The following is a 26,093-nucleotide window of genomic DNA, read 5'->3' on the forward strand; positions in this document are numbered from 1 at the left end:
ATGCGCGGCATGATCCCAGGGCTCGTCCCGGTGGTTCCGATCGGCTCACGGCTGCCCGGCGTCTACGGCGACGACGAGACGATGCAGCTGTTCGCCCGGGCGTTGGACGAGGTGCTCGCGCCGACGTTCACCACGCTGGACTCGCTGTGGACCTACATCGACCCGCACGTCGCGCCGGAGGACTTCCTGGACTGGCTCGCGGACTGGGTGGGGGTGGAGGTCGACGACTCCTGGTCCCTCGAGCGTAAGCGCGAGATCGTCGCGCAGGCCGCCCAGATCCACCGCCGCCGCGGCACCGTGGCCGGAGTGGAACTGGCCGTGCGGCTCGTCACCGGTGGCGAGGTCACCGTCACGGATTCCGGCGGCACCATCTGGTCGCGAACCCCCGGCGCGGACCTGCCCGGGCGGGCGCCGGCGGAGCTGACGGTGACGGTGGAGGTACCCGACGTCGACGCCGTGGACCTGCGCCGGGTGGATCGCGTGGTGCGTGACGTCAAACCTGCGCACGTGCCACACGTCGTGGAGATCGTGGAGGTGGCCTGATGGTGATCTGTCCCGAATGCGGCACCCGCAACGAGGTCGGGGAGCAGTTCTGTGGTGGCTGCGGCACCTACCTGGAGTGGGAGGATCCCGCGGCTGCCGAGCCCGAAGCCGGACTCGAGGAGCCCGAGCTCGAACTCGAACTCGAGCAGCCCGCGCCGGAACCGGAGCCCGCACCGGAACCGGCGCCTGCTCCTCCGCCGAGACCTCTGCCGGTTCCCGACCCCGAGCCGGGACCTGTGCCGGTTCCCGAACCGGAGCCCGTCCCCGAGCCGGCGCCGCGGGCCGAGCGGCGCACCGCCGTCGAGTCGCCTCCCCGGACCGGGCAGCACGCTGCGGCGGCCACCGCCGCTACCGCCGAGACGGCGCCGGCAACGCAGCCGGACACGGCTGCCACCGCCGAGATGGCGCCGGTGACCCAACCCGCCGGCGAGTCCACGGCGAACGCGCCGACCGAGGCTGCGCCATCGGGCAGTGGCGAGGCCGCGCCGTCGGGCGCCAAGGAGGCCGAGCCGTCGAGCTCCAACCAGGCTGCGCCGTCGAACGCTGGCGAGGCTGCGCCGTCCAGCACTGGCGAGGCCGCGGCTTCGGGCCACGATGACGGTGCGTCGTCGGGCAGCGGCGAGGTTGCGCCGTCGGGCGTCGCGGAGGTCCCGGCCCGCCGGGCCGACCAGCCGCACCCGAACGGCACCCCGACCCGGGAGACCATCGAGCAGGCGAAGCCGGCGGCGGCGATCGCGCCCGCGCTCGTCGCGCCTCCGGCGCAGCGCCGACGCCGAACCACCAGGTCCGCAGGCGAACCGACCTCAGCCGCCGGCGGGCAACGCCCCGGCGCGCCCCGCCCGACCGCCGCCGGCGCGGACGAGCCGTCCGCGCGGACGCCGGGTGCCCCGATGGCGGTACGGCCGGGGGCCGCGAAACCCCGCCCGGCGCCCCGACCCGTCCCCGAGGACGAGCCACCGCCCGCGCCGGGTGACCTCATCTGCGGCAGCTGCGGCACCGGGAACGTGCCCACCCGCAAGTTCTGCCGCCGGTGCGGTACCAGTCTCGCCGAGGCGAAGGTGCAGCCGAGCCGGTCCTGGTGGCGGCGACTCCTGCGGCCCGACGCCAAGCCCGGGCCGGTGGCCGGCACCCGGCCCAAGACGCGACGGCGCCGGTTCCCGACGAAGCTCGTCAGCACCGTCGTCATCCTCGGCCTGCTCACCGCCGTCGGGCTCTACTTCCGGCCCGAGCTCGAGCGCGCCTACGAGGCCGTGCTGGACCGTGCCCAGGGCAACGCCGCCGTGAACCCGACCGGATTCACGGCCTCCAGTGAAGGCGCCGAGACACCCGTGACGAACGTGGGCGACGGCACCTTCGACCGGGCCTGGACACCCGCGGCGCCGGGAGCCGGCGCGGGCGAGTGGGTGGACCTGACGTTCGCTCAGCCGTTCCGGCTGGTCCGGATCCTGATCACGCCGGGCGCGTCCACCGTGCAGGAGGACTTCCTGGCCGCGGACCGGCCACAGACCCTGACCGTCACCACGACCACGTCCACCGGGGCCCAGGAGAGCGAGGAGATCGTCCTCGAGGACCGGGCGGGGGCGCAGAGCGTCGAGCTCGTGACGGAGAACGTGGTCGCCGTCCGGCTGACCATCGTGGACACGTTCGCGCCTAGCCCGGAGTCGTTCGTGGCACTGGCAGAGGTAGAGTTCCGAGGACGCGAGTAGTGCCCGCGGGGACGCCGAGGGTGGCGAGCATCCGGGCGTAGTCACGTTGTGCGCGCTGGGCCTCGGCGGCTGCGCCCGAACGGTGCAGGGCGTCGATCAGCAGTTGCCAGGACGCGTCGCGGAAGGTGTTGAGCTCGATACTGCGGTTGGCCGCGGAGACAGCCGCCTCGAGGTTCCCGGCGGCGAGTTCCAGAGCGCCGAGTGTCGCTGCGGCCTCCGCGGCCTGACTGCGGTAGCGGTCCCTGGGGCCGGTCACCCACTCGGCCGGGCCGTCCTCCGGGAGCAGGTCGTCGGCGTACAGGTCGAGGGCCCGCCGCAGCGCCGCGGCCTGCGCGGCCGGGTCGGTGCGGCGGGTCTTGTTCGCGGTCCGGAGCGCGGCCTCGAACTCGACGACGTCGCAGCGTGAGGAGCTGCGCAGGTGCAGCGCATAGGCCTCGCCGTCCCGCACCAACAGGGTGCTGCTACGGGCCGGGCGACCCGGTTCCAGGCAGCGCCGGATCGTGGACACGCTCACCTGGAGGTTGTGCATCGCGGCGGCCGGGTCCAGGTCGCGCCAGAGCGCTTCGGCCAGTCGTTCGCGGTGCACCGGGCGACCGGCGCTGAGGGCGAGGATGCGCAGCACGGCACGGGCCCGGGGACGCATCTGACCCAGGTCGACGGCGCGGCCACGCACCGTGATCGAGAACGCACCGAAGCAGCGCACGTCGAGCTCGGCCACGACGTGTGATGGCGGTGCGGACCGGTCCGGCGGGCCGGCCGATGCACCCACGCCCGGCGCACCGACACTCGGCGCGGGCTCAGCGGCGTGGCGGAGCCTGGACTTGGCGTCCTCGGTGGGGTAGGCCTCGACGGCCGCGGGAGACAGCCACTCCCACGGCCGGGCGAGCAGTCCTTCCGCCTCGGCCGTCGACGTCGCCAGGTGCATCATCTCGGCGGCGTGGGCACTGTCGGCGCCGGCGCTGCGGGCCAGCGTCGCGTACGCGACCGCGAGGGCGCCGGGCACCGCGAGGGTGCGGGCGAAGGACTCCGCCGCCATCGCGTCGGCCGCCGCATCCGGGAGCCGGGCGGCGGTGGCGGTGAGCGCGTACAGGGACCGTGCCCACGCCTCGAGCGACGTGGCGCCGAGGGTCCGGAAGCGCAGACCGAGATCGTCCCACTCCTGCGGATGCACGCCACCGGCGCGTAGGCAGGACAGCGCCAGTGACCAAGCGATGATCGCCGCGCCCCAGGCGTCGCCGATCCCGTCGCAATGGCGGGTCAACTGCTGGGCGCGGCGATGGGACCGCTCGTCGCCGTCGAAACTGACGATCGCGCCGTGCGCGAGCCGGGCCAGCCACGTGTGTCCCGCCTGTTCGGCGGCCACGTATACCCGGTCGATCGCGGCGAGGGTCGGCAGTGTTGGGCGGGTGGAGGCCATCGAGACCTCCACCAGCCGGGCGGCGAGCGCCATCTCGTCCGGGGCCTCCGGGTCGGACGCGCACCGGTGCAGTACTTCTGTCGCCGTCCGCTGATCCCCGGCGATCAGCAGGCTGATGCCCTCGGCGAGTGCCGCGCCGGGGCCGCGTTGCCGGGCCGCTCGCCGGGCGGCCTGCAACGGGTCGCGCCTGCTTGCCTCGCGGACGCAGTGCTCCCACCCATCGGAACGATCCCGGGCCGGCACCGTCGACCAGACTCCGGCGCCTGCCGAGATCAGCCGGGTCGCGGCACGTTCCGCGGGGCTCGTGGAGTCGCTCAGATCGTTCAGGAGATTGCGCACCCGGTCGAACCGTCCCTCGAGGTGCGCGGCGCGGGCGCGCGCGATGGTGCGCCAGGGCGGGGGACCGATCCGGTCCACGGGCAGCGGGTCGGTCCACAGCCGACCCTGGATGTCGACGGATCCGGGGCCGATCTCCTCGAGGAGGTCGGTGAGGTGTCGCCAGTCCTCGGCCAGGCAGAGCGCTCGTAGCGCCTCGTGGGTGGCGCCCTCGGTGCGCAGGATCGCGGCGGCTCCGGCGAACCAGGCGGAGGTCCGCACCGGACCGAGCTCGGCACGGGCGGCCGAGATCAGGTGGCGGCGCAGCACACGGTGCATCCGGAAGCGGCCGTTGCCCACGTCGATCAGCAGCGGCACGGAACGAGCCATGGCCCGAAGGTCCTCATGCCCGGTGCTGGTCCCTCGGTGGGCGTCCACGCGGGCGGCGCTGAGGTTCTCGAACACGGCCACGTCCGACAGGAAGTCGCGCTGGTGCGCGGGGAGCCCACGAAGCACGGTCGCGTCCAGGTAGCCGGCCGCGTAGTCGGCGTGCATCGCCAGGGCATGCACCGCGCGTCGGCGCTCAGCGGGGAGGCGGCCCTCGATGGAACGTTGGAACAGCCGCACCGCGGCGGCCCAGCCCTCCGTCTCCCGCGTGATCACGACCAGGTCGTCGAGCGGGAGCGGCTCGTCCCCGGCCGAGCGCATCAGGGCGTCGGTGTCCCAGATGCGGAACCGCAGATCGCGCCCGCTGAGCACGACCGGCGGAGGGATCTCCGAGCGGGTCAGGTTCAGGGTGGGCATGGACCGGGACCCGAGCAGGATCCTCAGACGGTCACCGGTGCCGAGGATGAGGGTCTCCAGCTCGGCCTCGGCCGGGGTGCCGACGATGTGGTGGACGTCGTCGAGGACGAGGAGCAGTGGCGCCGGGAGCAGGTCGACGAGGTGGAGTACGTCGTGGGCGTTGGCCGGTTCGGTGACGAGGTGTCCGCTGGCGCCTTCGCCCGCCCGGTTCGCGGGCCCGGCCACCGGGCCCGGCTCGGGTCCGGCCAGCGCGCTGGACTGGGGTGCGCCGGTCATCCCGGCGCTGCGGACGGCGACCTCGAGGGTGCGGATCAGCGCGCGCGGGTCCGCATCGGCAAGGGTCAGCCGGCACCAGGCCACGAGTCCGCCCTGGCCTCGGGCCCAGCGCGCCATCAGGGTGGTCTTGCCTGTTCCCGGCCATGCCACGACGAGCCCGAGGCGCGTCGCCCTGATCCCGTCGAGGGCTCGCAGCAGCGCCGGCCGCGGCACTCCGCCGGCCGTGGGGATGCGCGACATCGAGGCCTGTGCCAGGTCATCGAGTCGGACGCCTTCGGCCACGTGTAGCCTCCCGGTCGGAACGTTCTGAGCATAGGCCGGTCGGGCCCGCCGAGGTGCCCGTTCGGGCGGCTCGTCTCACCCCGGGAAGAGGCCGAACCGGCTGTCCTGATACCCGGCGCTGTGCGGTCGTCAGAACCGCCGTGGGCCAGGGCGTGTCGGCGGTTGCTCTCGCGTTACGCGCCCAGCACCATCCAGGCCGTCCCCCGTGCGCGCAGACCTGTGGTGATGGCGCGCGCCCCGATGAACCCACCGGCGAAGGCGACCCACAACCACGCGAGCCCCGCCGCGCCGTCGGGCGCCCACAGCCACACCGCACCGACCATCGGGAGATACGCCACCAGCGTGATCACACCTGCCCACGCGAGGAACCGGCCGTCGCCCGCGCCCATCAGCACGCCGTCGAGCACGAACGGCCACGCGGCCAGCGGCAGCAGCAGACCTATCACCACGAGCGAGATGGCCGCGGTCCGCTGCACCTGCGGGTCGGTGGTGAACAGCGGCGTGACGAGCCATCCGAGGCCGGCGATGACGACGCCGATGACTGCCCCGGCGCCCATGCCCCATTGCAGGCAACGCCGGGTGACCGCGCGGACCTGACGGACGTCGCGGGCGCCGAGGCCGTGGCCGACCAGTGCCTGCGCGGCGATCGCGAGGGCGTCCAGAGCGAACGCGGTCAGCCCCCAGACCGCGTTCACGATCTGGTGTGCCGCAAGCGTGGCGTCGCCGAGCTTCGTGGCGGTGGCCACGGTGAGCAGGATCGCCGCGCGCAGCGTGAGGGTCCGGATCAGGAGCGGGGTGCCGGCTCGGGCGTTCGCCATGATCCCGGCCGGGTGGGGCCGCAGCCCCACGCCGCGGGCCCGGGCGCCCCGGAGCACGATCCCGGCGAGGACCACCCCCATGCCTATCTGGGTGAGCGCCGTCGCCAGGCCGGACCCGGCGATGCCCATGTTGAACCCGTACACGAGCGTGATCGACCCGATCGTGTTGACGACGGCGCCGATCACCGCGACGACGAGCGGGGTCCGGGTGTCCTGGAGGCCGCGCAGCGCACCGGTCGCAGCCAGGACCACGAGCATCCCCGGGATCCCCGGCGCCGACGAGCGCAGGTATGCGACCGCGTGGGGAGTCACGTCCGCCGAGGCGCCGAGTGCCGTGACGATCGGCTCGGCGACGCCGATCGCGACGGCGCAGGTCACCGCACCGAGCCCGAGTGCCAGCCAGATCCCGTCCAGCCCGACGGCGAGCGCACCCTTCGTGTCGCCCGCGCCGAGGCGCCGGGCGACGGCGCCCGTGGTGGCGTAGGCCAGGAAGATGAAGATCGAGACGATCGTGACCAGGACCGTCGAGGCGATGGTCAGGCCGGCGAGCTCCGCGGTGCCCAGGCGGCCGACGACGGCGGAGTCGATGAGCACGAAGAGCGGCTCGGCCACGAGGGCGCCGAGCGCGGGGACAGCGAGGGAGAGGATGCGCCGATCGAGGGCCCGCCGGTCATCGGCGTGTACGCCCGGCGTGTCGTCCACCGATCCTCCGAGTATTTGTTATGCACACCTTGGGTACAGCGAGTCCGTTGCAATGCCGCCGATGTCGGACGTTATCCACACCAGTGGATGAACCCTGTGCACAACCTTTTCCGCCGTGATCCACATGCTGTCCACAGCCTAGGGGGTCTTCGTCCCCAGGCTGGAGCGCCATCGAGTTGTGGGGGGCATGGTGGGAGGCATACGGTCACGCGGGTGTGCCGGAGTGGCCATCGCCGTGGGCGGTGAGGCAGGCGTTGTCGGTGGTCGCCGATACACATGTTCGACAGGGCTCGAAGAGCCGGTATTGAAGAGGCAGGGGAGGCGGTCCACACGATGGCATCGGCACCGTTCGTCGGAGTTGACCAGGCTCGGGCGGTGACCCGGTGAGCGTCGCCGAGATGTCGCCGTCGCGGGAGAGCTTCGAGCGAACCCCGCCGCAGGACGTGGCCGCTGAGCAGAGCGTGATCGGCGGCATGCTGCTGTCCAAGGACGCCATCGCCGACGTGGTCGAGGTGCTCCGCGGCACCGACTTCTACCGGCCCGCGCACGAGGTCATCTACGACGCGATCCTCGACCTGTACGGTCGCGGCGAGCCGGCCGACGCCGTCACGGTCTCCGCCGAACTGACCAAGCGCGGCGAGCTCACCCGCATCGGCGGCGCCCCTTATCTGCACACGCTGCTGTCCTCCGTGCCCACGGCCGCGAACGCCGGCTATTACGCCCGGATCGTGCGCGAGCGCGCAGTGCTGCGGCGCCTGGTCGATGCCGGCACCCGGATCGTGCAGCTGGGCTACGCCACCGACGGCGGCGACGTCGACGAGCTGGTGAACACCGCCCAGGCCGAGGTGTACGCGGTCACCGAGCGGCGCACCGCCGAGGACTACGTCCCACTCAAGGACGTCATCAATTCCACGATGGAGGAGATCGACGCTGCCTCCCACCGTGGTGAGGGGATGGTGGGGGTTCCCACAGGGTTCGCCGATCTGGACGCGCTCACCAACGGTCTGCACCCCGGGCAGATGATCGTGCTGGCCGCCAGACCAGCTGTGGGCAAATCGACGATGGGACTCGATGTCGCCCGTGCGGCGTCGATCAAGAACGGTCAAACCTCGGTCATCTTCTCCCTGGAGATGAGCCGCAACGAGATCGCGATGCGCATGCTCTCCGCGGAGTCACAGGTGCCTCTGCAGAACATGCGTAAGGGAAACATGCGCGACGAGGACTGGACCCGGATGGCACGTGCGATGGGCCGGGTGTCCGAGGCGCCGCTGTTCATCGACGACAGCCCGAACATGTCGCTGATGGAGATCCGCGCGAAGTGCCGCCGGCTCAAGCAGCGCCACGACCTCAAGCTCGTGGTGATCGACTACCTGCAGCTGATGAGTTCTGGCAAGCGCGTGGAGTCCCGGCAGCAGGAGGTCTCGGAGTTCTCCCGTGCTCTGAAGCTGCTCGCCAAGGAGCTCGAGGTCCCGGTCATCGCGATCTCGCAGCTCAACCGTGGCTCCGAACAGCGCACCGACAAGAAGCCGCAGATGAGTGACCTTCGCGAATCGGGCTGCCTGACCGCTGACACCAAGATCCTCCGGGCGGACACTGGCGCCGAGGTCACCATGGGTGAGCTATTTACCGACGGCGCCAAGGACATCCCCGTCTGGGCACTCGACGACCGGCTGAAGTACGTGCGGCGGCACCTCACCCATGTGTTCTCAACAGGCACCAAGCGCGTCTACCGCCTCAAGCTGACCTCCGGTAAAGAGATCACCGCCACTGCGAACCACCCGTTCCTGACATACGAGGGCTGGAAGCCACTGGGTGATCTGGAGCCGGGCTCGCGGATCGGAGTGCCCCGACACGTTCCCGCTCCCGAACAGGAGGCCGCCTGGGACGACCGAAGGGTCGTGATGCTGGCCCACATGCTCGGTGATGGCTCCTTCGTCGCCCGTCAGCCGATTCGATACGCCTCCGTCGACGAGGCAAATCTGAAGGCGGTCTCCAACGCGGCCGCGGCGTTCGGCATCACACCGGTCCGCGACGAGTACGCCGTGGCGCGGTGTACAACCCTCCGCCTACCCGCTCCGTTCAAGCTCGCTCGCGGCCGCCGCAATCCGATCGCCGCGTGGTTGGACGAGTTCGACCTCTTTGGGCGTCGTAGCCATGAGAAGTTCATTCCCGGTGCTGTGTTCCATCTCCCGAAGCGACAGATCGCCCTCTTCGTTCGACACATCTGGGCAACGGACGGTTCGGTCACCGTGAACAAGAACGGTCGAGGCGGTCGCGTCTACTACGCCTCGACGTCTCGTGAGTTGGTTGACGGACTGAGCCGCTTGCTCTTGAGGTTCGGGATCTCGACCCGGACCCGGAAGGTCGTGAAGGGGGACTATCGGCCCGGCTACACACTGGATCTCTCAGGTATGGACGACCAGCGTCGGTTCCTCCAGGAGATTGGCGTCCACGGCGAGCGCGGAGAGAGTGCGGCGGCCTTGCTCGGCATCATTCGGGACCAGCAGTCGAACCCCAACGTGGACACCGTTCCGACGGGGGTCTGGCAGGACGTCCGACGTGTTCTGGCTGAACGGGGTATGTCGCACCGAGAGTTTGCTGCGGCGATGGGTACTCAGTTCTGCGGAAGCACGATGTGGAAGCACGCACCTTCACGTGCACGTCTCGGCCGGATCGCCGACGTCCTGGAGGACGAGGACCTTGAGATCATGGCGGTCAACGACCTGCTCTGGGACTCCGTTGTCGCCATCACCGACGAGGGCGAGCAGGAAGTCTTCGACGCGACGGTCGTTGGCACGCACAACTTCGTTGCGAATGGGATCGCTGTCCACAACAGCATCGAGCAGGACGCGGACGTCATCATCCTGCTGCACCGCGAAGATATGTACGAGAAGGAGTCCCCGCGCGCAGGTGAGGCGGACATGATCGTAGCCAAGCACCGTAACGGCCCCACGGACACGATCGTCGTGGCCTTCCAGGGGCACTACGCGCGGTTCGTCGACATGGCGCAGTAGCCTGCCGAAGGGTTGTCGAGATGTAGCGAGGCTTGCGCGACCCAGTCGTATGTCCGAGTTGGCGAGATTCCGGGTGTGATGGCGAAGCCGCAGGTCACCGAGGTTCTCGCCTGAGCAGGCAGATCTTGCCGCGTACGAATCTCATTCGGCCGTGGGTCAGTTTGCGGGGTGTCTGCGCTGGATCGGACCGTGTCGTCGCCTAACCTTGCTTGCGGCGGTCAGGAGCGCGACCGCGCAAGGGACGGTGAGCGAAGGGGACCAGAGGACGATGCGCTGGGACTCGCGGAGCCAGTTCACGAGTAGGTCGCTGACCTGTCGGAGCGTCCGCCTGTGAGGCTGGTCGTCATCGGCGCCCTCGTGGCGTTCTTGATCGGACTGCTGGGCACCCGTTTCTACATCACGCTCGCGACGCGCCGGGGATGGGCCCAGTTCATCCGCGAAGACGGGCCGACCAGCCACCACACCAAACGCGGCACCCCTCAGATGGGCGGGCTCGTCATCATCGGTGGCTCTCTCGTCGGCTACGCGGCGGCGCACCTGCTCACGTGGACACTGCCAACCGTCTCAGGTCTTCTCGTCCTGTTCTTGATGGTCGGTGTCGGATTCGTCGGGTTCCTGGACGACTGGACCAAGATCAGGCGCGAACGTTCGCTGGGGCTTCGGTCGTGGGAGAAACTGATCGGACAGACCGTCGTCGCGGTCGTCTTCGCCATCCTTGCCTCCAGGTTCGCGCGTGACGGCGTCACGCCCGCCAGCTACAACATCTCGTTCGTCCGCGACACTGCGGTCGATCTCGCTCACTTCGGTCCGCTCATCGGTGTGGCCCTGTTCGTCGTCTGGGCGAACCTCATGATCGCCGGAGCGAGCAATGGCGTGAACCTGACGGATGGACTCGATGGCCTGGCGGCCGGCGCCTCGGCCATGGTGTTCGGCGCCTACGCGTTGATCGCGATTTGGCAGTACAACCAGAGTTGTCGTCTGGACCCGTCCGCTCAGTGCTACGAGGTCCGTGACCCGCTCGATCTCGCTGTCGTCGCTGCGTGCGTGATGGGCGTGTGCTTCGGGTTCCTGTGGTGGAACGCATCGCCGGCGCGTCTGTTCATGGGTGACACCGGCTCTCTCGGCCTGGGCGCGGCGCTGGCTGGGTTGGCCATCATGACCCGCACTGAGCTGCTCCTCGTCATCCTCGGCGGACTGTTCGTTATCCAGACGACTGCCGTGATGCTTCAGGTGAGCTACTTCAAGCTCACCAAGCGCAGCAATGGCGGCGTGGGCAAGCGACTCTTCCGGATGACACCTATCCACCACCACTTCGAGCTGCTCGGCTGGGAACAGATCACCATCACGATCCGCTTCTGGATCATCTGCGGACTGTGCGTAGCCAGCGGACTCGGGATCTTCTACGCAGAATGGCTCATCGTCAGTTGAGCACCCGAGACGGTCACCGTGCCGAGGGGTGTCCAGGTGCAACTGGACACCCCGTGTCGATTCGACAGAACGCCGGAACGGATGCTCGGCGGAGCGATACTGGCGCACGTTCTTCCCTGCACGATGCCGAGCGGTGGCGAGCCCACGTCGCCGCCGTCGAGGCCGCAGCACGGAAGGCGAGTTCAGCGGCGGCAGATGCGACCTGACCTGGCAGCAGGGAGAACGGCACGCCCGCTACCAGTCACGGACTCACTCTCCTAGATTGACCGCATGGTTCTCGCGCAGACTCAGCAGCAAACCGTCGACCGGTGGTTCCCTGGTGCCGAAGTCGTTGCAGACATGAGCTGGGGCCTGGTGGACACGGTCGTCCTGCACCTGAAGACCCATGTCGGTGAGGTGGTGGTCAAGGCAGCCGGACCAGGCAACCACCACATCGGCCGCGAGATCAGCGGGCACCGCGAGTGGGCCGGGCCGTGGCTGGGCGGGGGGCATGTCAACCGCCTCCTGCACGCCGACCCTGAGGGCAATGTCCTAGCCCTCAGCTATCTTCCTGGCACGCTGGTCCAGGGCACTCCCGCTGCAGGTGACCCGAAGATCTACCGGCAAGCGGGCGAGCTGCTCGCGGCCTTCCATGGGCAGGCCTCGACGGTCAGCGAGGATTACGAGGCCAGGATGGACGCTCAGGCGCCCCGCTGGCTCGACGGCGAGCATCGCATCGGCGCCGAGACCGAGAGTGACTTGCGGAGCATCATCGCCACTCACGATCACGCACCCGCCGTGCTCGTGCCAACGCACGGCGACTGGCAGCCACGCAACTGGCTGGTGGACGACGAGGGGTGCGTCCGCGTCATCGACCTTGGGCGTGCGGCGTGGCGCCCAGCCTTGACCGACCTTGGCAGACTCGCGCGACAGGAATGGGAGGCACGGCCAGACCTCGAGGCGGCCTTCCTCGATGGCTATGGCGGCGACCCCAGAGAGCAAGCGGCCTGGCAACGCACTCTCGTTCGTGAGGCCATCGGCACGGCCGCCTGGGCCTACCAGGTGGGCGACGAGGCTTTCGAGCAGCAAGGGCACCGCATGATCCTGCAGTGTCTCGAGTTCACCAACGCCTGAACGGCGCGGGCCGAGCGTGCCGGCACGGACCTCCGCATGCTCTCGATCGTGCAGTGGTGGCTGCATCTCAACGACCAATGACAGCACGCGCGCTCAGCCAACAGATGAATGAGTTTGGCTGCCATCCAAGCGACGTCGGCGATGCGCTCTTCGGAGCAGATCCCGAGTGGGAGTCCCTACTCTGATTCGAACGACCCGTTGCCTTCGGGCGGCGATCCGCCTAGGAGTTCCGCCGTCGTGAGAGCGACTGACTTCCTGAATCTCAGATCGTCGGCTGCGCTGCTGAACCCCAACCGCTCGTAGAAGGCGCGTGCGCCCACAGGGTCATCGCCCTCGGTCTCCAGATGAACGCGACCTATCCGACGCCGTCGCGCCTCAGCGAGGATGCGTGCGAGGAGGAAGGTGCCGATTCCCTGCCGACGCTGCGCGGGACCGACCTGGATATCGTCGATGACCAGTTCACCCTCCTGCTCGAAGGCTGCGACGTAACCTGCGAGGCCGTCGCTGGTGCTTGCTAGGAGGAAGAGCGCAGGATCCGATTCGCGGACCCAGGCACGACACGACTCGAGCGACGGCATCACGAAGTAGCTGCGGCCACCCCACACGGTCTGCGTCAACTCGTGCATCGCTGTTGCATCGGCCGGCTCAACCTTCCGGATGGCGACTCCGGATAGCTACCAATCGCTAGCAACCGCCGCATAACAATGACAGGAACCCTGTCCGAGAAACGCCCGGCAGATCAAGGTTGCGAGTATCTGAGCCGGCACGCTTCCCGACTTCAAGAGCGGTCCCCTCGCGTCCGTAGCACCCAGCCCGACTCACATCAGTGGATCCGTGCCTGGACCTGTAGTTGCGGTCCGGGCGTCCGGGGAACCGAGCGTACGAGTGAGTGACGGGTTGCTCGACCCGCCCGCCGCGGCGGGCGGGTCGGTGGGTCGGTCAGCTGCTCACGCGGGCTGCCGTCTGGATGAGGTTCGCGGTCTGGGTCGGGTCCGATACGTACCCTGCGTGCGACGCATTGATCGAGGTGGTGTGCGCGCCCATCCGCTGGGCGAAGAAGCGCTGCGCGACCGGCGACAGGGCCTTGTCCTGGTTGGAGACCTGGTACCAGCTGGGGATCGTCTTCCACGCCGGCTCGCCGGTCTGCTCCTCCAGAACCGCCACGTTGGTCGGGCGCTGGGTCGCGGCCATGATGTCGGTCTGTCGAACGGGCAGGTCCGCGGCGAAGATCTGCCGGAACCGCTCAGGGTCGATGGTGGCGTCGAGCCCGCCGGGGTAGGGGCGCAGGATCAAGGAGTCGGGCGTCAGCTCGGAGCCCGGGTACTTCACCGGGTCATTGAACTGGCCGATGATCTCGCCCTCGTCGGGCGCGAAGGCCGCCACGTAGACCAGGGCGCTGACGTTGTCGGCGCCGGCGGCGGCATTCGTGATGACCCCACCGCCATAGGAGTGGCCGACGAGAACCACGTCGCCGTCGATCGAGTCGACGATGCTGCGGACGTAGGCCGAGTCGGACGCCAAGCCGCGTAGCGGGGTGGCGACGGCGAGCACCGGGTAGCCATCCTGCTCGAGCGTGGTGATCACACCGCCCCAGCCGCTCGCGTCGGCCCAGGCGCCGTGTACGAGAACGACCGTGGGCTTCTCGGCCGGCTGCTGCGCGGGGTTGTGGCCGGCGTCGGCCTGCGCTCCGCTGGCGACGGGTCCGGAGGCGGGCGCTGCGGTCACTGCGGTGCCGGGGACCTGGGTGCGGCGCTCGGAAAAGTGGGTGTTCATTGGACTTTCCTTTCGGGTGTTTTCGTGGTGGATGGTTCGCCGGGCGATCCCCGGACGCGGCTCAGGAGTCTTCGACGTCGGAGAAGAGTCCCTTCATTCCACCGGTGGCAAGTTCGATGGCGCGCGAGAAGAATGCCGCCATTTCTGGCGTGCCCAGAGGCGCGTTCGCTGCCTCGTAGTCGCGGAAGTACAGGTCGATCATGCGGTAGGCCGGAGTGGCGGTGCCATCTTCCTTGGGCCAGACCTTGGAGGTCTCCAGCTTCAGGAGACCGGGAACGTTCCGGGCACCGACGATCAGGTCGGGGTAGGCGGACTCGAATGCGGTGGGGTCGATGGGGTTGTCGATGATGAGAGTGATCTTCGTGGACATGTGGAACTCCTTGCGTTGAGTGGTGAGGTGGATGGTGGGATGGTCAGGCGACTGCCTCGTCGGTCGCGGAGTCGGCCGTGGCAACGAGGGTCCTGTCGCGTGTGGCGGGGGCGTGATCTCGGCCGTCTGTCTCAAGCAAGCGGAGCCAGACTTCGTTGATGGTCGGATAGGCGGGGACGGCGTGCCAGAGCCGGTCCAGCGGGACCTCGCCCGCGATGGCGATCGTCGCGGCATGGAGGAGTTCGGCGACGTCCAGGCCGACGGCGGTGAACCCGATCACGATGTTGCGGTCGGCATCGATGACCATGCGGGCCCGGCCGCGATATTGGTCTGCGTGCAGTGCGGCGCCGACGACCTTTCCGAGGTCGTAGTCGACGACCCGTGTGTCTCGTCCGGCTGCCGCAGCGTCCTGTGCGGTAAATCCGACGGTGGCGACCTCGGGTGCGGTGAAGATCACTTGTGTGAGAGCCAGTTCGTCTGCGGTCACGGCGTGGCGTCCCCACGGATCCAGGCCGAGTTCTGCGCCGGTCGCTCGTGCTGCGATGGCATCGCCCAGCGCGCGGGCCTGGTACTTTCCGTGGTGCGTCAGCGGTGCACGATGGTTGACGTCGCCGGCGGCAAAGAGCCAAGCTTTGCCTGGATCGGCGGCGGTGTCGTCGCCGATCGGCTTGCCGTTGCGGTCGAGGACGGCGAGGGTGTCGTCGACCGTCAGCCAGCTGCCCGGCTCCAGGCCGATCCGGTCCAGGCCGATGTCCTTGGTGTTCGCCGTGCGTCCGGTGGCGACGAGAACGTCGTCCGCCGCGACGGTGCTGCCATCGGACAGGGTGATCTCGAGGGTGCCGGATACGGTCCGTCGAGCCTCGATGGCATCGACATTCAGGTGCAGTGCGACACCGGCTGACTGCAGTTCCTCGGTCACGTGCTCGCTGGCGAACGGCTCGGCTCGGGGAAGCAGGCGCGTCCGGGAGATCAGGGACACCTGGGACCCGAACGCATTGAATGCAGTCGCCATCTCTGCACCGACGGCTCCGCCACCGATGATCGCCAGACGGTCCGGGACCTTGTTGGTGGCCACGGCTTCGCGGTTCGTCCACGGCTGGACGTCCGCCAGTCCTGCGATCGGGGGCATGTGTGCGCTGCTGCCGGTGGCGATGACGACGGCATGGCGTGCCCGCAGGGTCGTCGTCGTGCCGTCGCCGGTGTCGGTGACGGTCACCGTGCGAGGACCTGTGATCCGTCCCTGTCCGCGGACGAGGGTGATGCCGGCACTTCGCAGCCACCCGACCTGACCCGAATCGTGCCAGTGCTCGGCGAACCGGTTCCGACGGGCGAACACGGTGGCCGGGTCGAGGATGCCGCTTGCGGCCTTCCCGGCGGCGGGAAGAGCACGGGCAGCTCGGAGGGCGGCGGCATCGCGGAGGAGTGCTTTGGTGGGCACGCAGGCCCAGTACGTGCACTCACCGCCGACGAGTTCGCGTTCGACGATGGTCGCGGTCAGACCACCTTGCACGACTCGGTCGGCGACATTCTCGCCGGTCGCTCCGGCACCTATGACGATCACGTCGACGACGGGATCCACGTCTACGTCGGATGCGATGAGGGACGGTCGGGTGGCTTCGATCATGCTCACTTCACCGCCTTCCGGATCGTGAGGTGCAACTGGATCGCCGAGACCAGGAAGAAGATGCCACCGAGGATCGCGTAGCCGCCCACCGTGGTCAGCGCGGCATTCGGACCGCTGGCAACCATGAGGAAGCCGACACCCGCGAGCACGGAGAGTCCACCGCTGAGGATCTGTGCCAGTTGGCCGCCGATGCGCCAGCGCAGAATCGCGACGATCAACTGGACGACTCCCGTGGCTATCGCCCAGCCACCCCACACCCGCAGGACATTCGGGGTGCCGGAGCCGACGACCGCGGCGAGGGCGATCGCGGCCGCCAGGCTCAACGCGATGTTGATGTAGAGCGGGGCCTTTGGCCGACTGGAACCGGAAGAGCGGAAGTCGATGATCGCTGCCACGACGTCGAACAACGGGTAGATGACGAGCAAGGCGATCGCGCCGGGGTTGATCGACTTCGCGGTCACGATCAGCAGGATCGCCCAGATGAGAGCGAACCCGAATCGCAGGAAATACAGGTCTCGCAAGGCCTTCGTGTTACTGGCGGCGTCCGAGGCAACCGCTGTTGCGCCGGTGTGGACTGAAGCGGACATGTGCTACTCCTCATAGATAGAACGATCGGTCCACTTGAGCCTGCATGAGTTCGCTCTGGATGTCAAGACCGATCGTTCTATCTGTCTGTTAACCTCGGGACACCGCACCTAGTCAGGAACGAGATACACATGTCTGAGGCACGAACCCGACTGCTCAACACCGCCAGCCGGCTCTTCTACGCCGACGGGCTACGCGCCGTCGGGATAGATCGCGTCATCGCCGAGGCACAGGTCACCCGCGCCACGCTCTATCGGCACTTCCCTAGCAAGGACGACCTCCTCGTCGCCTACCTAACTCAGGTCGGCGAGGCGATCCGGACCCGGACGGACGCCGCGCGAACCTCCGGCGCGGACCCCGACGCCATCATCCGAACGATCGCCCAGGCCATCGCCGACGAGATCCAGGGCGCCGGCTTCCGCGGGTGCGCATTCCTCAACGCCGCGGCCGAATACCCCGACCCCGAGCACCCGGTCCACCATGCCGTCCTCAAGCATCGGCAATGGTTCCTCACGACGATGTCCGAACTCTTCGCCCAGACCGGGAAGATCGACGCAGAACCCGCAGCGCGGCATTTCGTGATGCTGCGAGATGGTGCGATGGTCTCCGGCTCTCTGACCGACCCGCGACCCATCTGCGTGACCTTCCTGCGGGGCGTCGAGGGACTCCTCGTCTACCGCAGCGGCCTGGAAGCCGACACCGACGAGGCGTGACCAGGCTCATGACGCATGTGCGGCCCGCGGGCGCGCTGGGTACCGCGAACTCGCGCTCCAGGCCGTTCGCCTGGTTCCGGCAGGAGCATCGCTTCGATACGGGTGACGGCACGCTCATGCTCGTTCGCGTCCCGTTCGCGACACCGGCTACTTACACCACCCCAGGGGACTCACTCTCGGGCGATCCCGACCGGTTCAGTTGGTACGGGGATCGGACCTCAGTTGCGCCAGACCCAACGCAGCGCGTCCGGGAGCAGCACGCCGCCGTGGTTCGTGCTGTGGCCGCCGTCGCCGACGACCAGGCGGTGGTCATAGCCTGCCTCGTCCAGGGCCGCTGAGACGCGGAGGTTCTCGGCATACCAGTTTCGATGCGGCTGGTGGTGCCCGAGGTCGTATCGCGCGGTGTGCATGAAGACGCGTAACGGCTTCGGTGGTGTGTCCGGGATGAGGTCGGGGTAGGGGTTTCCGTTCGGCATCTGGGCGAAACTGGACAGGTACGCGACTACTCGGCGGAACCTGTCTGGTCGGGTCCATGCCGCCGTGAGCGCGCAGTTGCCGCCGCTGCTGCCGCCACAGATTCCCCACCCGTCGGGCTCCTCGGTGATGCGGACATGCTGGCGGACCAGCGGTGCGATCTCCTCGATCAGGAACGTCGCGTAGCGATCATCGAATGCGTCGTACTCGACATTGCGGTTCTTGCGCAGCTGGGAGTCATCGACGTCGACCCGGAGTCCTGGGTCGACGAAGACACCAATGGCGGGCCGGATGGCTCCGGTGCTGGTGAGGTTGTCCAGGACGATCCCGGCCCGGACTTGGCCGGTGGGGTCGAGGTACCACCAGCCGTCCTGGAAGAACATCACCGCTGATGGTTCGCTCGCCGCGCACGCAGCGGGAACGTGGATCCACACCGATCGTGTGGTTCCCGGGTAGACCCTGCTGGAACGATGCGTGACCTCGATCGTGCTTCCGGGCAAGACTCCGACGCGAGGGACCGAGTCGTCCCCATGCTCGTACACGATGCCGTCGATGTCATACGGCAGTGCGGCGTACGGCACGACGTTGTCCATGGCTGAAGCCTAGATCCGTCCTCCGGTCTCATCGCCGTGGGCCAAGCCGGGGTCTGGTGGCCTCGGCACGGGACCGACGCTTGGTCGATGGACATCGCCGGCTACAGCGTTGTGCATCCAGGCGGGAGCGACGGCAGTTGCCACGACGGGTCGGGACGCCACATCTCCCAGGGCTCCGTGAAGGGCTCGGCGCCCCGTTGGGCGTCGGCGGCCACACGGGTACCCGTGTCACGAACGACCTTGGCAAGGTCGGGTTCGATGATGCCGTCCGCGCATGCCGCGTCGAACTCGGCCTCGTCCTTCCAACTCCACGACCGCCGGTCCGGGGTGACGATGACGTCGAGAATCAGATCCTCCAGATCGAATCCGAAGGAGGTTCGCCGCAGAGGCGTATGCAGGTTGACGTACCAGTGGTCCAGCGATCGGTCCGCTCCGGCGTCGGACCAGGAAGCGCGCACCGAGTGCCAGTCACCCTGCGGCCAGACGAACACCGGGCCACCCCACGAGTTCCAGGACACCTCGGTCAACCGGTCCACCCGTTCGGTCTTCACGGGTTGGCCGTTGGCATCCCCGGGCAGCAACAGTGGGCTGCCCAGGGGAATCCACGTGACAAGGCGTTCCTGCGAGTACTCGACGACGACGGCTGCTGAGACCGCGCGCACCACACCACCACGAACGTCCCGTAACGCAACGGAGTCACCGGGCACGAAGCGCTCTGCGTCCTCGACCGGCATCCGAGCACCGTAGCGTGCCAACGCCCGGGTCAGTTTCCTGGGCCGCTCCATTACGGTCGGCAGATGAACGTCTCGATCTCGGAGCCGTGGCACGCTCAGGCCGTCGCGATCAGCGGCCTACTCACCGCCGAGCTGACCACGGTGGTTGGGATCTACCTGCACGGGTCCGCAGTGTTGGGCGGGTTCGGTCCCACGTCGGATCTCGACGTGCTGGTCGTGGTCCGCGACGAACCTGACCTCGATTGGGACTCGGTGGGCAGTGCACTGCTGCGGGCGGCTGACGGCGGACGTGCACTTGAGCTCTCCGTGGTCCGGTCGAGCGCCGCTGCCGCTCCGGCGCCGCCGTGGCCGTTCGTGCTCCACGTGAACAGCGGTGCGCGCCGCTGCGTCCTCGGTGGGGACGGCGGTGACCCGGACCTGATCGCTCACTACGCCGTCGTGCGCGCCGCCGGACTGCCGCTCTACGGCCCTGGCCCCTCCGCCGTCGTGGGTCGCATCGAACGTGACGTCCTCATCGGCACCTCATGGGGGAGCTGGAGTGGGGGCGCGACGAAGCGGATCAGCGGTACGCGGTGCTCAACGCATGTCGTGCGGTCGCGTACGCGGATCACGGGGCCTTGCTGTCCAAGATCGACGGCGGCCGGTGGTGGCTCGAGCGGTTCGGGCCGGCTCCGCTGGTGACCTCCGCCCTGGCGGCACAGGCGGCCGGCGTGGCCCTGGGCTCGTGCTCCCCGAGCGCTCGCGCGTTCGTGGAGGCGGCGATCGCGCGCCTCGGCCCGCGCCGGTCGTTATCGGCTTCAGCCCCCGGGCCTCACTCGAAGGCGACTCCGGTCAGTTGCTCCGAGACCGTCCAGATCCGCGACGCGTTCTCGCTACTGCGCAGCGGAACCCAGAGTGTCTGCGGACCCGGGGGCCCACCGACGTTTCCGGGCCACTGCGGTCCGTAGAGCGTGCAGTCCTCGGCGCCGGGGTTGCTCTCGTCGAGACCGTGGACCGGATCGGCCGCGCGGTACCAGGAGCGGACGGAGTCCTCGGTGACCTCGGCCGCGAGCGGCTTGGTGCGGTGCCGGCGCAACGTCTCATCCAGGTCGAGGTCGTAGCGGTAGCAGCGGGTCACGCCCGGTGCTCCGCACGCAGGCTCCGATGATGTGCGCCGGTGCCCGACGGTACCGGGGCCGATGAGTTTCGCCCTCGCCGCGGGTCGGACACGTCGGAACACCCGCAGCGGGAGCTACGAACCGAGGAGTACCCGAAATGTCTCTCACCCGGATCCACAACTTGTCGATCTCCCTCGACGGCTTCGCCACCGGCGAGCCGCAGTCCGCCGACGCACCGTTCGGCCATGCGGGCGAGCGGCTGCACGAGTGGATGTTCGCGACCCGGTTCTGGGACGCGGGCGGGACCGTCGGCGTCGACGACGCCTTCGCCGCGCGCCACAGTGTCGGCTTCGGCGCCGAGATCATGGGCGCCAACAAGTTCGGTCCACCCGGATGGCAGGACGACCCGGACTGGAAGGGCTGGTGGGGACCGAACCCGCCGTTCCACACGCCGACCTTCGTGCTCACCCACCACCCGCGGCCGCCCATCGAGATGGCGGGCGGCACCACCTTCCACTTCCTCCAGGCCGCGCCGGCCGAAGCACTGGCGACCGCCGCCGAGGCCGCCGGAGGCCTGGATGTTCGGATCGGTGGCGGCGCTACCGTCGTCCGGGACTTCGTCGCCGCCGGGCTCGTCGACCACATGCACCTGGTCCAGGTCCCGATCGTGCTCGGCCGAGGCGTCCGCGTCTGGGATGGGCTGGAGGTCCTCGAGGACACCTATGACATCGAGGCCGTGTCATCCCCGAGCGGGGTCACGCACCTCACCTTCGCACGGAGGGCCGGGGCCAACATCTAGCGGGCGGCTCGACAGAGCACCAGTTCCGTCAGCGAAGGATCGACCGGCCGCTGCAGGCTGAGCGCCCAGTGCACGCGGCTCGTGTGGGTCAGCGCGAGGGCGATCTGGTAGCCCCGGCGGACCGATTCGGTGGTGAAGGCGTTGCCGAGCCCTGCCAGGTAGTCGTCGAGCAGCCAGACCCCGGTGCTGAGGGTCAGAGAGGCGAGGTCGGCGCCGACGGGTCCGACACCGAACGTGGCCCAGTCGATGGCGACCGTGGTGTCGGCGTCGGCCGCGCGCAGGTTCCCCGCCGAGTAGTCGCCGTGCACCACGGTGGACGGCAGCGTGGCGAGTTCGGCGAGCATCTCCTCGCGGCGCCCCCACAGGTCCACCAGACGTGGGTCCGCGTCGACGTCCTCCCAGTCGAGGTCGGTGACGGCGATCCGCTGGGCCAGCTGGTTCTGGGCGAGCCAGGGCGCGTTCGGCACCGGCGTCGCAGCCTGCCATCGCCCGAGGCGACGCGCCGCCACCCAGGGGTCCTCCGGTGCCCCGTCGACCTCGCTCGTGTAGACCACGTCGTCCTCGACGGCGAGGACAGGCGGTGCCGAGAGTCCGGGTCCGGTCGGAAGGACGCCGCTGGCGTAGGCGAGCGACTCCCGGCGCCAGTACGCCCAGTGATCGGCGCTCCGGGACGCGAGAGCGTGCCGTCCGCTGGTGAGGGGCCGGAGGGTCTTGCGGACGACGCGATGCGTGCGCACCGTCCCGGCCGAGTCTCGGATCCGAAGCGTGAGCCGCTCTACCGCGGCGGTCGCGGCACCGGTGCTCCCGGTCAACGGGGTCGGCACCTGGTCCACAAGTTCCGCTCCGCTGCCACCCAACGCGGCGGTCACCGCGGGCGGCACCGCATTCGCCGTCATGGGGCTCGTCATCCAGGCAGGGTATGAGGAACAGCGCCCACGGCCGAGCAGATTTCACGAGCGGTCGTTCCGAGACCGACTCCGAGGGTGACCGGGGCGGTCGACACCTGTAGCGACGGCACGGGAGGCTGTGGCCGTGAACATCTACGTGGTGACGCACCCGCAGGCGACACATCATGTTGACGGGCTGGTCGGTGGGTGGTTCGACTCGGACCTGACCGACCTGGGCCGGCGTGATGCTGATGCGATCGCTGCCGAGCTCGCGCAAGCCATCGCCGGGGACCCCGTCGACGTTGTGTGCTCCGACCTGCGCCGCGCGAGCCGGACCGCGCGGATCATCGCCGACCGGGTCGGCACCGAACCGAGGCATGATGGCGACCTGCGTGAGAAGTCCTATGGCGACGCCGAGGGCAGACCACAGTCGTGGCTACGTGAGCGGCAGATCCCTCTTCCGGCCGTCGGTGAGCGACTGCGTCACGATGAAGGGATCCCCGGCGCCGAAACCAGGTGGCAGTTGGCCGAGCGGGCGTACGCGGCCATGCGCAGGATCGAGACCTCGACGGCAGCCAACACCATCGTCGTCACCCATGGTGGAACGGCGACCCTGCTGCTGGCCGCGTGGATCGGCATGCCGATCGAGGCGTCCGGTCGGGTCCGCTTCGACCTCACCTCGGGCGCAATCACGAAGCTCCACCTCGACGAGCGCACCCACAGCCATGCGATCGCCTACCTGAACCGGACCGCCCACCTCACGGCGTAGCGTCGATCTTCGAGGTCGCTCGCCGGGGTGTCAGAGCTCGACGATCTGAACGCCCTCGTCCGGCGACGGCTCCTCCATCAGCGCGGCGAGGTGCTCGTTGCCCGCGGCGGTGACCGGATGCGCGTAGCTCTGGCCGCTACGAGCCCGGGCCAGGGCGCGGGGGACTGAAGCCGAAATATCCGGGTAGAGGCGGAGCATCCACTCGTCCAGCGTGAACCGGACCGCGCGGCCGTCTGCGGCGAGCGCCCGAGCCAGCGTGGACTTACCCGAGCCCGCGAGCCCGTAGAGCAGGTGGACACGCACTGCACTCACCGCGTCAGGGTATCCGTACGGCTCCCGGCCGTGCGTGGCGTCGTTCGAACCTGCCCGACGGCGGAGCCTGGGCCGGTCTCACGGGCGTCCCGTACCGCTTCGGTACAGCACGTAGGCTCGTTCGCGGAGGAACACCGAATGGCGACCGTCATCTTCTGCCCGATCACGTTCAACCTCGCCGAGGTGACCCGGATGATCGAGGTCGCCCGCGCGCTGGATCCGCGGCACACGGCTGTCTTCATGGGCTATGAGACCGACTTCGCCGACCTCATCACCGACGCCGGTTTCGACTACCGGGCCAGCGATCCCGCCTTCACACGTGCCGAGCGCGATCAGGCCATGCGCTTCGACCAGGGCAAGACGCTGCGCTCACCCTTCACCTACGACCTCGTAGCCGAGCGAGTGCGCGCCGAACGCGAACTCATCCGCACGACCGGTGCGGCCGCCGTCGTCATCGGAACGAACCCGACCTCGATGATCTCCGCACGCGCCGAGCGAGTGCCGCTGCTCTACCCGGTGCCGTTCGCGCTGACCCGGCCGCAGGTGGAGCAGACCCGGCGGCTCGGGCTCATCCGGGGCACCGGTCCGTCCGCCCGGGCGAGGGACGCGATCGCGTCGACGCTGCTGCGCTGGGCCTACAACCACGCCCCGCTGGCGCCGCGGGCGTTCACGCGCGTCGCCCGCGAGAACGGGGTGGCGCCGCTGCGCAACGTGGTGTCCCTGATCGAGGCCGACCAGAACCTGCTCACGGTGATGCCATGGGAGCTCGACGGGTACACACTGCCGCCCGGCTACGAACGGGTCGGCCCGATCTTCGCGCGCCTGGACACGCCGTTGCCCGAGGTGGTGGAACGGCTCGCCGCCGCCCCCGAACCGCTCGTCTACCTGGGACTCGGCTCCTCGGCGAACCGTGAGCTCGCGCTCGCCGCGGCGCGCCGGCTGGGCTCACTGCCGGTCAATGTGATCGCCCCGATCAGGCATTACGTCGCCGAGGGCGACCGGCTGCCGGCCAACGTGTACGTCACCGGTCTGATCCCCGCGCACCGGCTCGGCGGACTCGTCGACGCGGCGGTGCTCCACGGCGGCCAGGGCACCGTCCAGACCGCCTGCTCCGCCGGGATCCCGTTCGTCGGCATGGGACTGCAGCCGGAGCAGGTCTGGAACGTGGACGTATGCGTCCGGCAGGGCAACGCCCTCGCCCTGACCCCGAAACAGGCGGACACCCCGGACCTCGCCCGCGCCGTGACCCGACTTCTTGAGGAACCCGCGTTCCGGCATGCGGCCGAACGCATCCGCGTGGCGTTCGGCACCGAGGACGGTGCCCGCGCGAGCGCACGGGCCATCGACCGGGCGGTCGGCGTCAGCTGATCCGGCGCCGGTACTTGGCGATCGCAAGGGCGTAGGCGACGACGAGGATACCGACGAGCCAGGCGACGGCGATCCAGATGTCATTGCCGACGGGCTCCTGGGCGAAGAGGGCGCGGATGCTGTTCACGATCGAGGTCACCGGCTGGTTCTCGGCGAACCAGGCGACCGGGCCCGGCATCGACTCGGTCGGCACGAACGCCGAACTGATGAAGGGCAGGAAGATGAGCGGGTAGCTGAACCCGCTCGCGCCGTCGACGGTCTTCGCCGACAGCCCGGCGACCACGGCGAGCCAGGTCAGGGCGAGGGTGAACAGGATCAGGATGCCGGCCACGGCGAGCCATGCCCCCACGGACGCTCCGGTGCGGAAACCCATGATCAGCGCGACGCCGATGACGATCGCGACCGAGACCAGGTTCGCGACCAGGGAGGTGAGCACGTGTGCCCAGAGCACGCTCGACCTCGCGATCGGCATGGACTGGAAGCGCTCGAAGATGCCGTCCTGCATGTCCAGGAACAGCCGGTACGCGGTGTACGCGATGCCGGACGCGATCGTGATGAGCAGGATGCCGGGGAGCATGTAGTCGATGTACGACTGGTCGGATCCGGTCTCGATCGCGCCGCCCAGGACGTACACGAACAGCAGCATCAGCGCGATCGGCGTGATCGCCGTGGTGACGATCGTGTCCGGGCTGCGGAGGATGTGGCGCAGCGAGCGGCCGGTGAGGACGCCGGTGTCGCCGAGGACGTGCGCGGTCATCGGGTTTCCTTTCCTGCTGGGGCGGAGTCGGCGGTCCGGTCGGAGGCGTCGCCGGCGGTGTCGGTCGCACCGGTGTCGCCGACGAGCGCGAGGAACACGTCCTCGAGGGAGGGCTGCTTCTGCACGTACTCGACCTCGGCGGCCGGAAGGAGTTGCTTGAGCTCGGCCAGGGTGCCGTTCTGGATGATCGTGCCCTTGTGCAGGATGGCGATCCGGTCGGCGAGCTGCTCGGCCTCGTCGAGGTACTGCGTCGTCAGCAGTACCGTCGTGCCACCGTCAGCCAGCTTCTTGATCGTCTGCCACACCTCGATGCGGGCCTGTGGGTCGAGCCCGGTCGTCGGCTCGTCGAGGAAGATGATCGGCGGGTCGCCGATCAGGCTCATGGCGATGTCGAGCCGGCGGCGCATGCCGCCCGAGTAGGTGGCCGCCCTGCGGGTTCCCGCGTCGGTGAGCGAGAACCGGGCGAGCAGCTCGTCGGCGATCGCACCCGGGTTCTCCAGGTGCCGCAGCCTGGCAATCAGCACCAGGTTCTCCCGGCCGGTGAGCACGCCGTCGACCGCAGCGAACTGACCGGTCAGGCTGATCGACGCGCGCACCTCACCGGCACTTGCGGCGACGTCGAGCCCGTTGACCGTCGCCGTGCCCGCATCGGCCTTCAGCAGTGTCGACAGGATCCGCACGAGAGTCGTCTTGCCTGCGCTGTTGGAGCCGAGGAGCGCGAAGATGGAGCCCGCCTTCACGTCGAAATCGACCCCCCGCAGCACGTGCAGGTCCTTGAACGACTTCTCGATGCCCTGCACCCTGATGGCTGAGTCCATGG

24 protein-coding genes are annotated in these 26,093 nt (G+C 69.1%); 11 read left to right on the plus strand and 13 right to left on the minus strand.

The features are described from left to right. Positions 1 to 9: 9 nt before the first annotated feature. Both KCQ71_RS12900 and KCQ71_RS12905 read left to right on the plus strand, forming a co-directional pair. Entirely contained in the window at positions 10 to 543 is a 534-nt protein-coding gene (locus KCQ71_RS12900; RefSeq protein ID WP_223406462.1) for a phage tail protein I, read from the plus strand. After that, the gene (locus tag KCQ71_RS12905; RefSeq protein WP_223406464.1) at positions 543 to 2,249 is read left to right on the plus strand and encodes a zinc ribbon domain-containing protein; all 1,707 of its coding nucleotides are present in this window, start codon (positions 543 to 545) and stop codon (positions 2,247 to 2,249) included. The genes KCQ71_RS12900 and KCQ71_RS12905 overlap by 1 nt, the downstream gene beginning before the upstream one ends. Here the strand turns inward: KCQ71_RS12905 and KCQ71_RS27645 are convergent. Both KCQ71_RS27645 and KCQ71_RS12915 read right to left on the minus strand, forming a co-directional pair. Then, on the minus strand, positions 2,194 to 5,343 hold the full coding sequence (locus tag KCQ71_RS27645) for an AfsR/SARP family transcriptional regulator (protein WP_223406466.1): 3,150 nt from the start codon (positions 5,341 to 5,343) through the stop codon (positions 2,194 to 2,196). The two genes, KCQ71_RS12905 and KCQ71_RS27645, sit on opposite strands and share 56 nt — an antisense overlap. Before the next feature lie 173 nt (positions 5,344 to 5,516). After that, on the minus strand, positions 5,517 to 6,863 hold the full coding sequence (locus tag KCQ71_RS12915) for an MATE family efflux transporter (protein ID WP_223406468.1): 1,347 nt from the start codon (positions 6,861 to 6,863) through the stop codon (positions 5,517 to 5,519). Between the two features lie 398 nt (positions 6,864 to 7,261). Here KCQ71_RS12915 and KCQ71_RS12920 point away from each other — a divergent pair, with 398 nt between their 5' ends. The 3 genes from KCQ71_RS12920 to KCQ71_RS12930 all read left to right on the plus strand — a co-directional run bounded on the left by KCQ71_RS12920 (position 7,262) and on the right by KCQ71_RS12930 (position 12,418). Continuing rightward, positions 7,262 to 9,877 carry a replicative DNA helicase gene (locus KCQ71_RS12920; RefSeq protein ID WP_223406645.1) on the plus strand — a complete coding sequence of 872 codons (2,616 nt, stop codon included), beginning with the start codon at positions 7,262 to 7,264 and terminating at the stop codon, positions 9,875 to 9,877. A gap of 330 nt (positions 9,878 to 10,207) precedes the next feature. After that, a complete protein-coding gene (mraY, locus tag KCQ71_RS12925; RefSeq protein WP_223406470.1) occupies positions 10,208 to 11,305 on the plus strand; it encodes a phospho-N-acetylmuramoyl-pentapeptide-transferase in 1,098 nt (365 codons plus the stop codon). Positions 11,306 to 11,575: 270 nt separating this feature from the next. Continuing rightward, complete coding sequence (locus KCQ71_RS12930; RefSeq protein ID WP_223406472.1) at positions 11,576 to 12,418, plus strand: phosphotransferase family protein; 843 nt, start codon at positions 11,576 to 11,578, stop codon at positions 12,416 to 12,418. Between the two features lie 176 nt (positions 12,419 to 12,594). Here KCQ71_RS12930 and KCQ71_RS12935 read toward each other — a convergent pair whose 3' ends face one another. From KCQ71_RS12935 to KCQ71_RS12955, 5 genes are all read right to left on the minus strand, one after another. Continuing rightward, positions 12,595 to 13,044: a GNAT family N-acetyltransferase gene (locus KCQ71_RS12935; protein WP_223406474.1), complete on the minus strand. Its 450-nt coding sequence runs from the start codon at positions 13,042 to 13,044 to the stop codon at positions 12,595 to 12,597. 313 nt (positions 13,045 to 13,357) lie between these two features. Further along, the gene (locus tag KCQ71_RS12940) at positions 13,358 to 14,191 is read right to left on the minus strand and encodes an alpha/beta fold hydrolase (RefSeq protein WP_223406475.1); all 834 of its coding nucleotides are present in this window, start codon (positions 14,189 to 14,191) and stop codon (positions 13,358 to 13,360) included. Between the two features lie 61 nt (positions 14,192 to 14,252). Beyond that, complete coding sequence (locus KCQ71_RS12945) at positions 14,253 to 14,561, minus strand: EthD domain-containing protein (protein WP_223406477.1); 309 nt, start codon at positions 14,559 to 14,561, stop codon at positions 14,253 to 14,255. Between the two features lie 43 nt (positions 14,562 to 14,604). Beyond that, positions 14,605 to 16,185 (minus strand): dihydrolipoyl dehydrogenase family protein, encoded by a 1,581-nt coding sequence (locus tag KCQ71_RS12950; protein ID WP_223406647.1) that lies wholly within the window; start codon positions 16,183 to 16,185, stop codon positions 14,605 to 14,607. A 2-nt stretch (positions 16,186 to 16,187) separates the two neighbouring features. After that, the gene (locus KCQ71_RS12955; RefSeq protein WP_223406478.1) at positions 16,188 to 16,772 is read right to left on the minus strand and encodes a hypothetical protein; all 585 of its coding nucleotides are present in this window, start codon (positions 16,770 to 16,772) and stop codon (positions 16,188 to 16,190) included. A gap of 129 nt (positions 16,773 to 16,901) precedes the next feature. Here KCQ71_RS12955 and KCQ71_RS12960 point away from each other — a divergent pair, with 129 nt between their 5' ends. Next, positions 16,902 to 17,483: a TetR/AcrR family transcriptional regulator gene (locus KCQ71_RS12960; RefSeq protein ID WP_223406479.1), complete on the plus strand. Its 582-nt coding sequence runs from the start codon at positions 16,902 to 16,904 to the stop codon at positions 17,481 to 17,483. A 218-nt stretch (positions 17,484 to 17,701) separates the two neighbouring features. Here the strand turns inward: KCQ71_RS12960 and KCQ71_RS12965 are convergent, their stop codons facing one another. Both KCQ71_RS12965 and KCQ71_RS12970 read right to left on the minus strand, forming a co-directional pair. Further along, complete coding sequence (locus KCQ71_RS12965; protein WP_223406481.1) at positions 17,702 to 18,550, minus strand: alpha/beta hydrolase; 849 nt, start codon at positions 18,548 to 18,550, stop codon at positions 17,702 to 17,704. Positions 18,551 to 18,651: 101 nt separating this feature from the next. After that, positions 18,652 to 19,284, minus strand: a complete 633-nt coding sequence (locus tag KCQ71_RS12970; RefSeq protein ID WP_223406483.1) for a ribonuclease FAU-1 family protein — start codon at positions 19,282 to 19,284, stop codon at positions 18,652 to 18,654. A gap of 63 nt (positions 19,285 to 19,347) precedes the next feature. Between KCQ71_RS12970 and KCQ71_RS12975 the strand changes: the two genes are divergently transcribed. The 3 genes from KCQ71_RS12975 (at position 19,348) to KCQ71_RS12985 (ending at position 21,180) form a co-directional block, all read left to right on the plus strand. Then, positions 19,348 to 19,965 (plus strand): nucleotidyltransferase domain-containing protein, encoded by a 618-nt coding sequence (locus KCQ71_RS12975; RefSeq protein WP_223406485.1) that lies wholly within the window; start codon positions 19,348 to 19,350, stop codon positions 19,963 to 19,965. After that, positions 19,857 to 20,231 (plus strand): DUF4111 domain-containing protein, encoded by a 375-nt coding sequence (locus KCQ71_RS27890; RefSeq protein WP_223406487.1) that lies wholly within the window; start codon positions 19,857 to 19,859, stop codon positions 20,229 to 20,231. The genes KCQ71_RS12975 and KCQ71_RS27890 overlap by 109 nt, the downstream gene beginning before the upstream one ends. 307 nt (positions 20,232 to 20,538) lie before the next feature. Beyond that, the gene (locus KCQ71_RS12985; RefSeq protein WP_223406489.1) at positions 20,539 to 21,180 is read left to right on the plus strand and encodes a dihydrofolate reductase family protein; all 642 of its coding nucleotides are present in this window, start codon (positions 20,539 to 20,541) and stop codon (positions 21,178 to 21,180) included. On the opposite strand, the gene KCQ71_RS12990 is transcribed toward KCQ71_RS12985, so the two are convergent. Next, on the minus strand, positions 21,177 to 22,088 hold the full coding sequence (locus tag KCQ71_RS12990) for a phosphotransferase family protein (protein ID WP_223406491.1): 912 nt from the start codon (positions 22,086 to 22,088) through the stop codon (positions 21,177 to 21,179). The genes KCQ71_RS12985 and KCQ71_RS12990 overlap by 4 nt on opposite strands. A 124-nt stretch (positions 22,089 to 22,212) precedes the next feature. Here KCQ71_RS12990 and KCQ71_RS12995 point away from each other — a divergent pair, with 124 nt between their 5' ends. Next, positions 22,213 to 22,836 (plus strand): histidine phosphatase family protein, encoded by a 624-nt coding sequence (locus KCQ71_RS12995; RefSeq protein ID WP_223406493.1) that lies wholly within the window; start codon positions 22,213 to 22,215, stop codon positions 22,834 to 22,836. 30 nt (positions 22,837 to 22,866) lie between these two features. Here KCQ71_RS12995 and KCQ71_RS13000 read toward each other — a convergent pair whose 3' ends face one another. Next, a complete protein-coding gene (locus KCQ71_RS13000) occupies positions 22,867 to 23,148 on the minus strand; it encodes a P-loop nucleotide/nucleoside kinase family protein (RefSeq protein ID WP_223406495.1) in 282 nt (93 codons plus the stop codon). Between the two features lie 138 nt (positions 23,149 to 23,286). On the opposite strand from KCQ71_RS13000, the gene KCQ71_RS13005 reads away from it, so the two are divergent. Then, the gene (locus KCQ71_RS13005; protein ID WP_223406497.1) at positions 23,287 to 24,516 is read left to right on the plus strand and encodes a nucleotide disphospho-sugar-binding domain-containing protein; all 1,230 of its coding nucleotides are present in this window, start codon (positions 23,287 to 23,289) and stop codon (positions 24,514 to 24,516) included. On the opposite strand, the gene KCQ71_RS13010 is transcribed toward KCQ71_RS13005, so the two are convergent. Continuing rightward, entirely contained in the window at positions 24,509 to 25,273 is a 765-nt protein-coding gene (locus tag KCQ71_RS13010) for an ABC transporter permease (RefSeq protein WP_223406499.1), read from the minus strand. The two genes, KCQ71_RS13005 and KCQ71_RS13010, sit on opposite strands and share 8 nt — an antisense overlap. After that, complete coding sequence (locus KCQ71_RS13015; protein ID WP_223406649.1) at positions 25,270 to 26,091, minus strand: ABC transporter ATP-binding protein; 822 nt, start codon at positions 26,089 to 26,091, stop codon at positions 25,270 to 25,272. The genes KCQ71_RS13010 and KCQ71_RS13015 overlap by 4 nt, the downstream gene beginning before the upstream one ends. Positions 26,092 to 26,093: the final 2 nt, after the last annotated feature.

Source organism: Occultella gossypii, assembly GCF_019947135.1.
Classification (GTDB): domain Bacteria; phylum Actinomycetota; class Actinomycetes; order Actinomycetales; family Beutenbergiaceae; genus Occultella; species Occultella gossypii.

What these genes read in the sequence shown, in the direction of transcription:
- KCQ71_RS12900 (WP_223406462.1), top strand. Translation starts at nt 10, where the DNA reads ATGATCCCAGGGCTCGTCCCGGTGGTTCCGATCGGCTCACGGCTGCCC.
- KCQ71_RS12905 (WP_223406464.1), top strand. Translation starts at nt 543, where the DNA reads ATGGTGATCTGTCCCGAATGCGGCACCCGCAACGAGGTCGGGGAGCAG.
- KCQ71_RS12920 (WP_223406645.1), top strand. Translation starts at nt 7,262, where the DNA reads ATGTCGCCGTCGCGGGAGAGCTTCGAGCGAACCCCGCCGCAGGACGTG.
- KCQ71_RS12930 (WP_223406472.1), top strand. Translation starts at nt 11,576, where the DNA reads ATGGTTCTCGCGCAGACTCAGCAGCAAACCGTCGACCGGTGGTTCCCT.
- KCQ71_RS12935 (WP_223406474.1), bottom strand. Translation starts at nt 13,044, where the DNA reads ATGCACGAGTTGACGCAGACCGTGTGGGGTGGCCGCAGCTACTTCGTG.
- KCQ71_RS12940 (WP_223406475.1), bottom strand. Translation starts at nt 14,191, where the DNA reads ATGAACACCCACTTTTCCGAGCGCCGCACCCAGGTCCCCGGCACCGCA.
- KCQ71_RS12945 (WP_223406477.1), bottom strand. Translation starts at nt 14,561, where the DNA reads ATGTCCACGAAGATCACTCTCATCATCGACAACCCCATCGACCCCACC.
- KCQ71_RS12950 (WP_223406647.1), bottom strand. Translation starts at nt 16,185, where the DNA reads ATGATCGAAGCCACCCGACCGTCCCTCATCGCATCCGACGTAGACGTG.
- KCQ71_RS12955 (WP_223406478.1), bottom strand. Translation starts at nt 16,772, where the DNA reads ATGTCCGCTTCAGTCCACACCGGCGCAACAGCGGTTGCCTCGGACGCC.
- KCQ71_RS12960 (WP_223406479.1), top strand. Translation starts at nt 16,902, where the DNA reads ATGTCTGAGGCACGAACCCGACTGCTCAACACCGCCAGCCGGCTCTTC.
- KCQ71_RS12965 (WP_223406481.1), bottom strand. Translation starts at nt 18,550, where the DNA reads ATGGACAACGTCGTGCCGTACGCCGCACTGCCGTATGACATCGACGGC.
- KCQ71_RS12970 (WP_223406483.1), bottom strand. Translation starts at nt 19,284, where the DNA reads ATGCCGGTCGAGGACGCAGAGCGCTTCGTGCCCGGTGACTCCGTTGCG.
- KCQ71_RS12975 (WP_223406485.1), top strand. Translation starts at nt 19,348, where the DNA reads ATGAACGTCTCGATCTCGGAGCCGTGGCACGCTCAGGCCGTCGCGATC.
- KCQ71_RS12985 (WP_223406489.1), top strand. Translation starts at nt 20,539, where the DNA reads ATGTCTCTCACCCGGATCCACAACTTGTCGATCTCCCTCGACGGCTTC.
- KCQ71_RS12990 (WP_223406491.1), bottom strand. Translation starts at nt 22,088, where the DNA reads ATGACGAGCCCCATGACGGCGAATGCGGTGCCGCCCGCGGTGACCGCC.
- KCQ71_RS13005 (WP_223406497.1), top strand. Translation starts at nt 23,287, where the DNA reads ATGGCGACCGTCATCTTCTGCCCGATCACGTTCAACCTCGCCGAGGTG.
- KCQ71_RS13010 (WP_223406499.1), bottom strand. Translation starts at nt 25,273, where the DNA reads ATGACCGCGCACGTCCTCGGCGACACCGGCGTCCTCACCGGCCGCTCG.
- KCQ71_RS13015 (WP_223406649.1), bottom strand. Translation starts at nt 26,091, where the DNA reads ATGGACTCAGCCATCAGGGTGCAGGGCATCGAGAAGTCGTTCAAGGAC.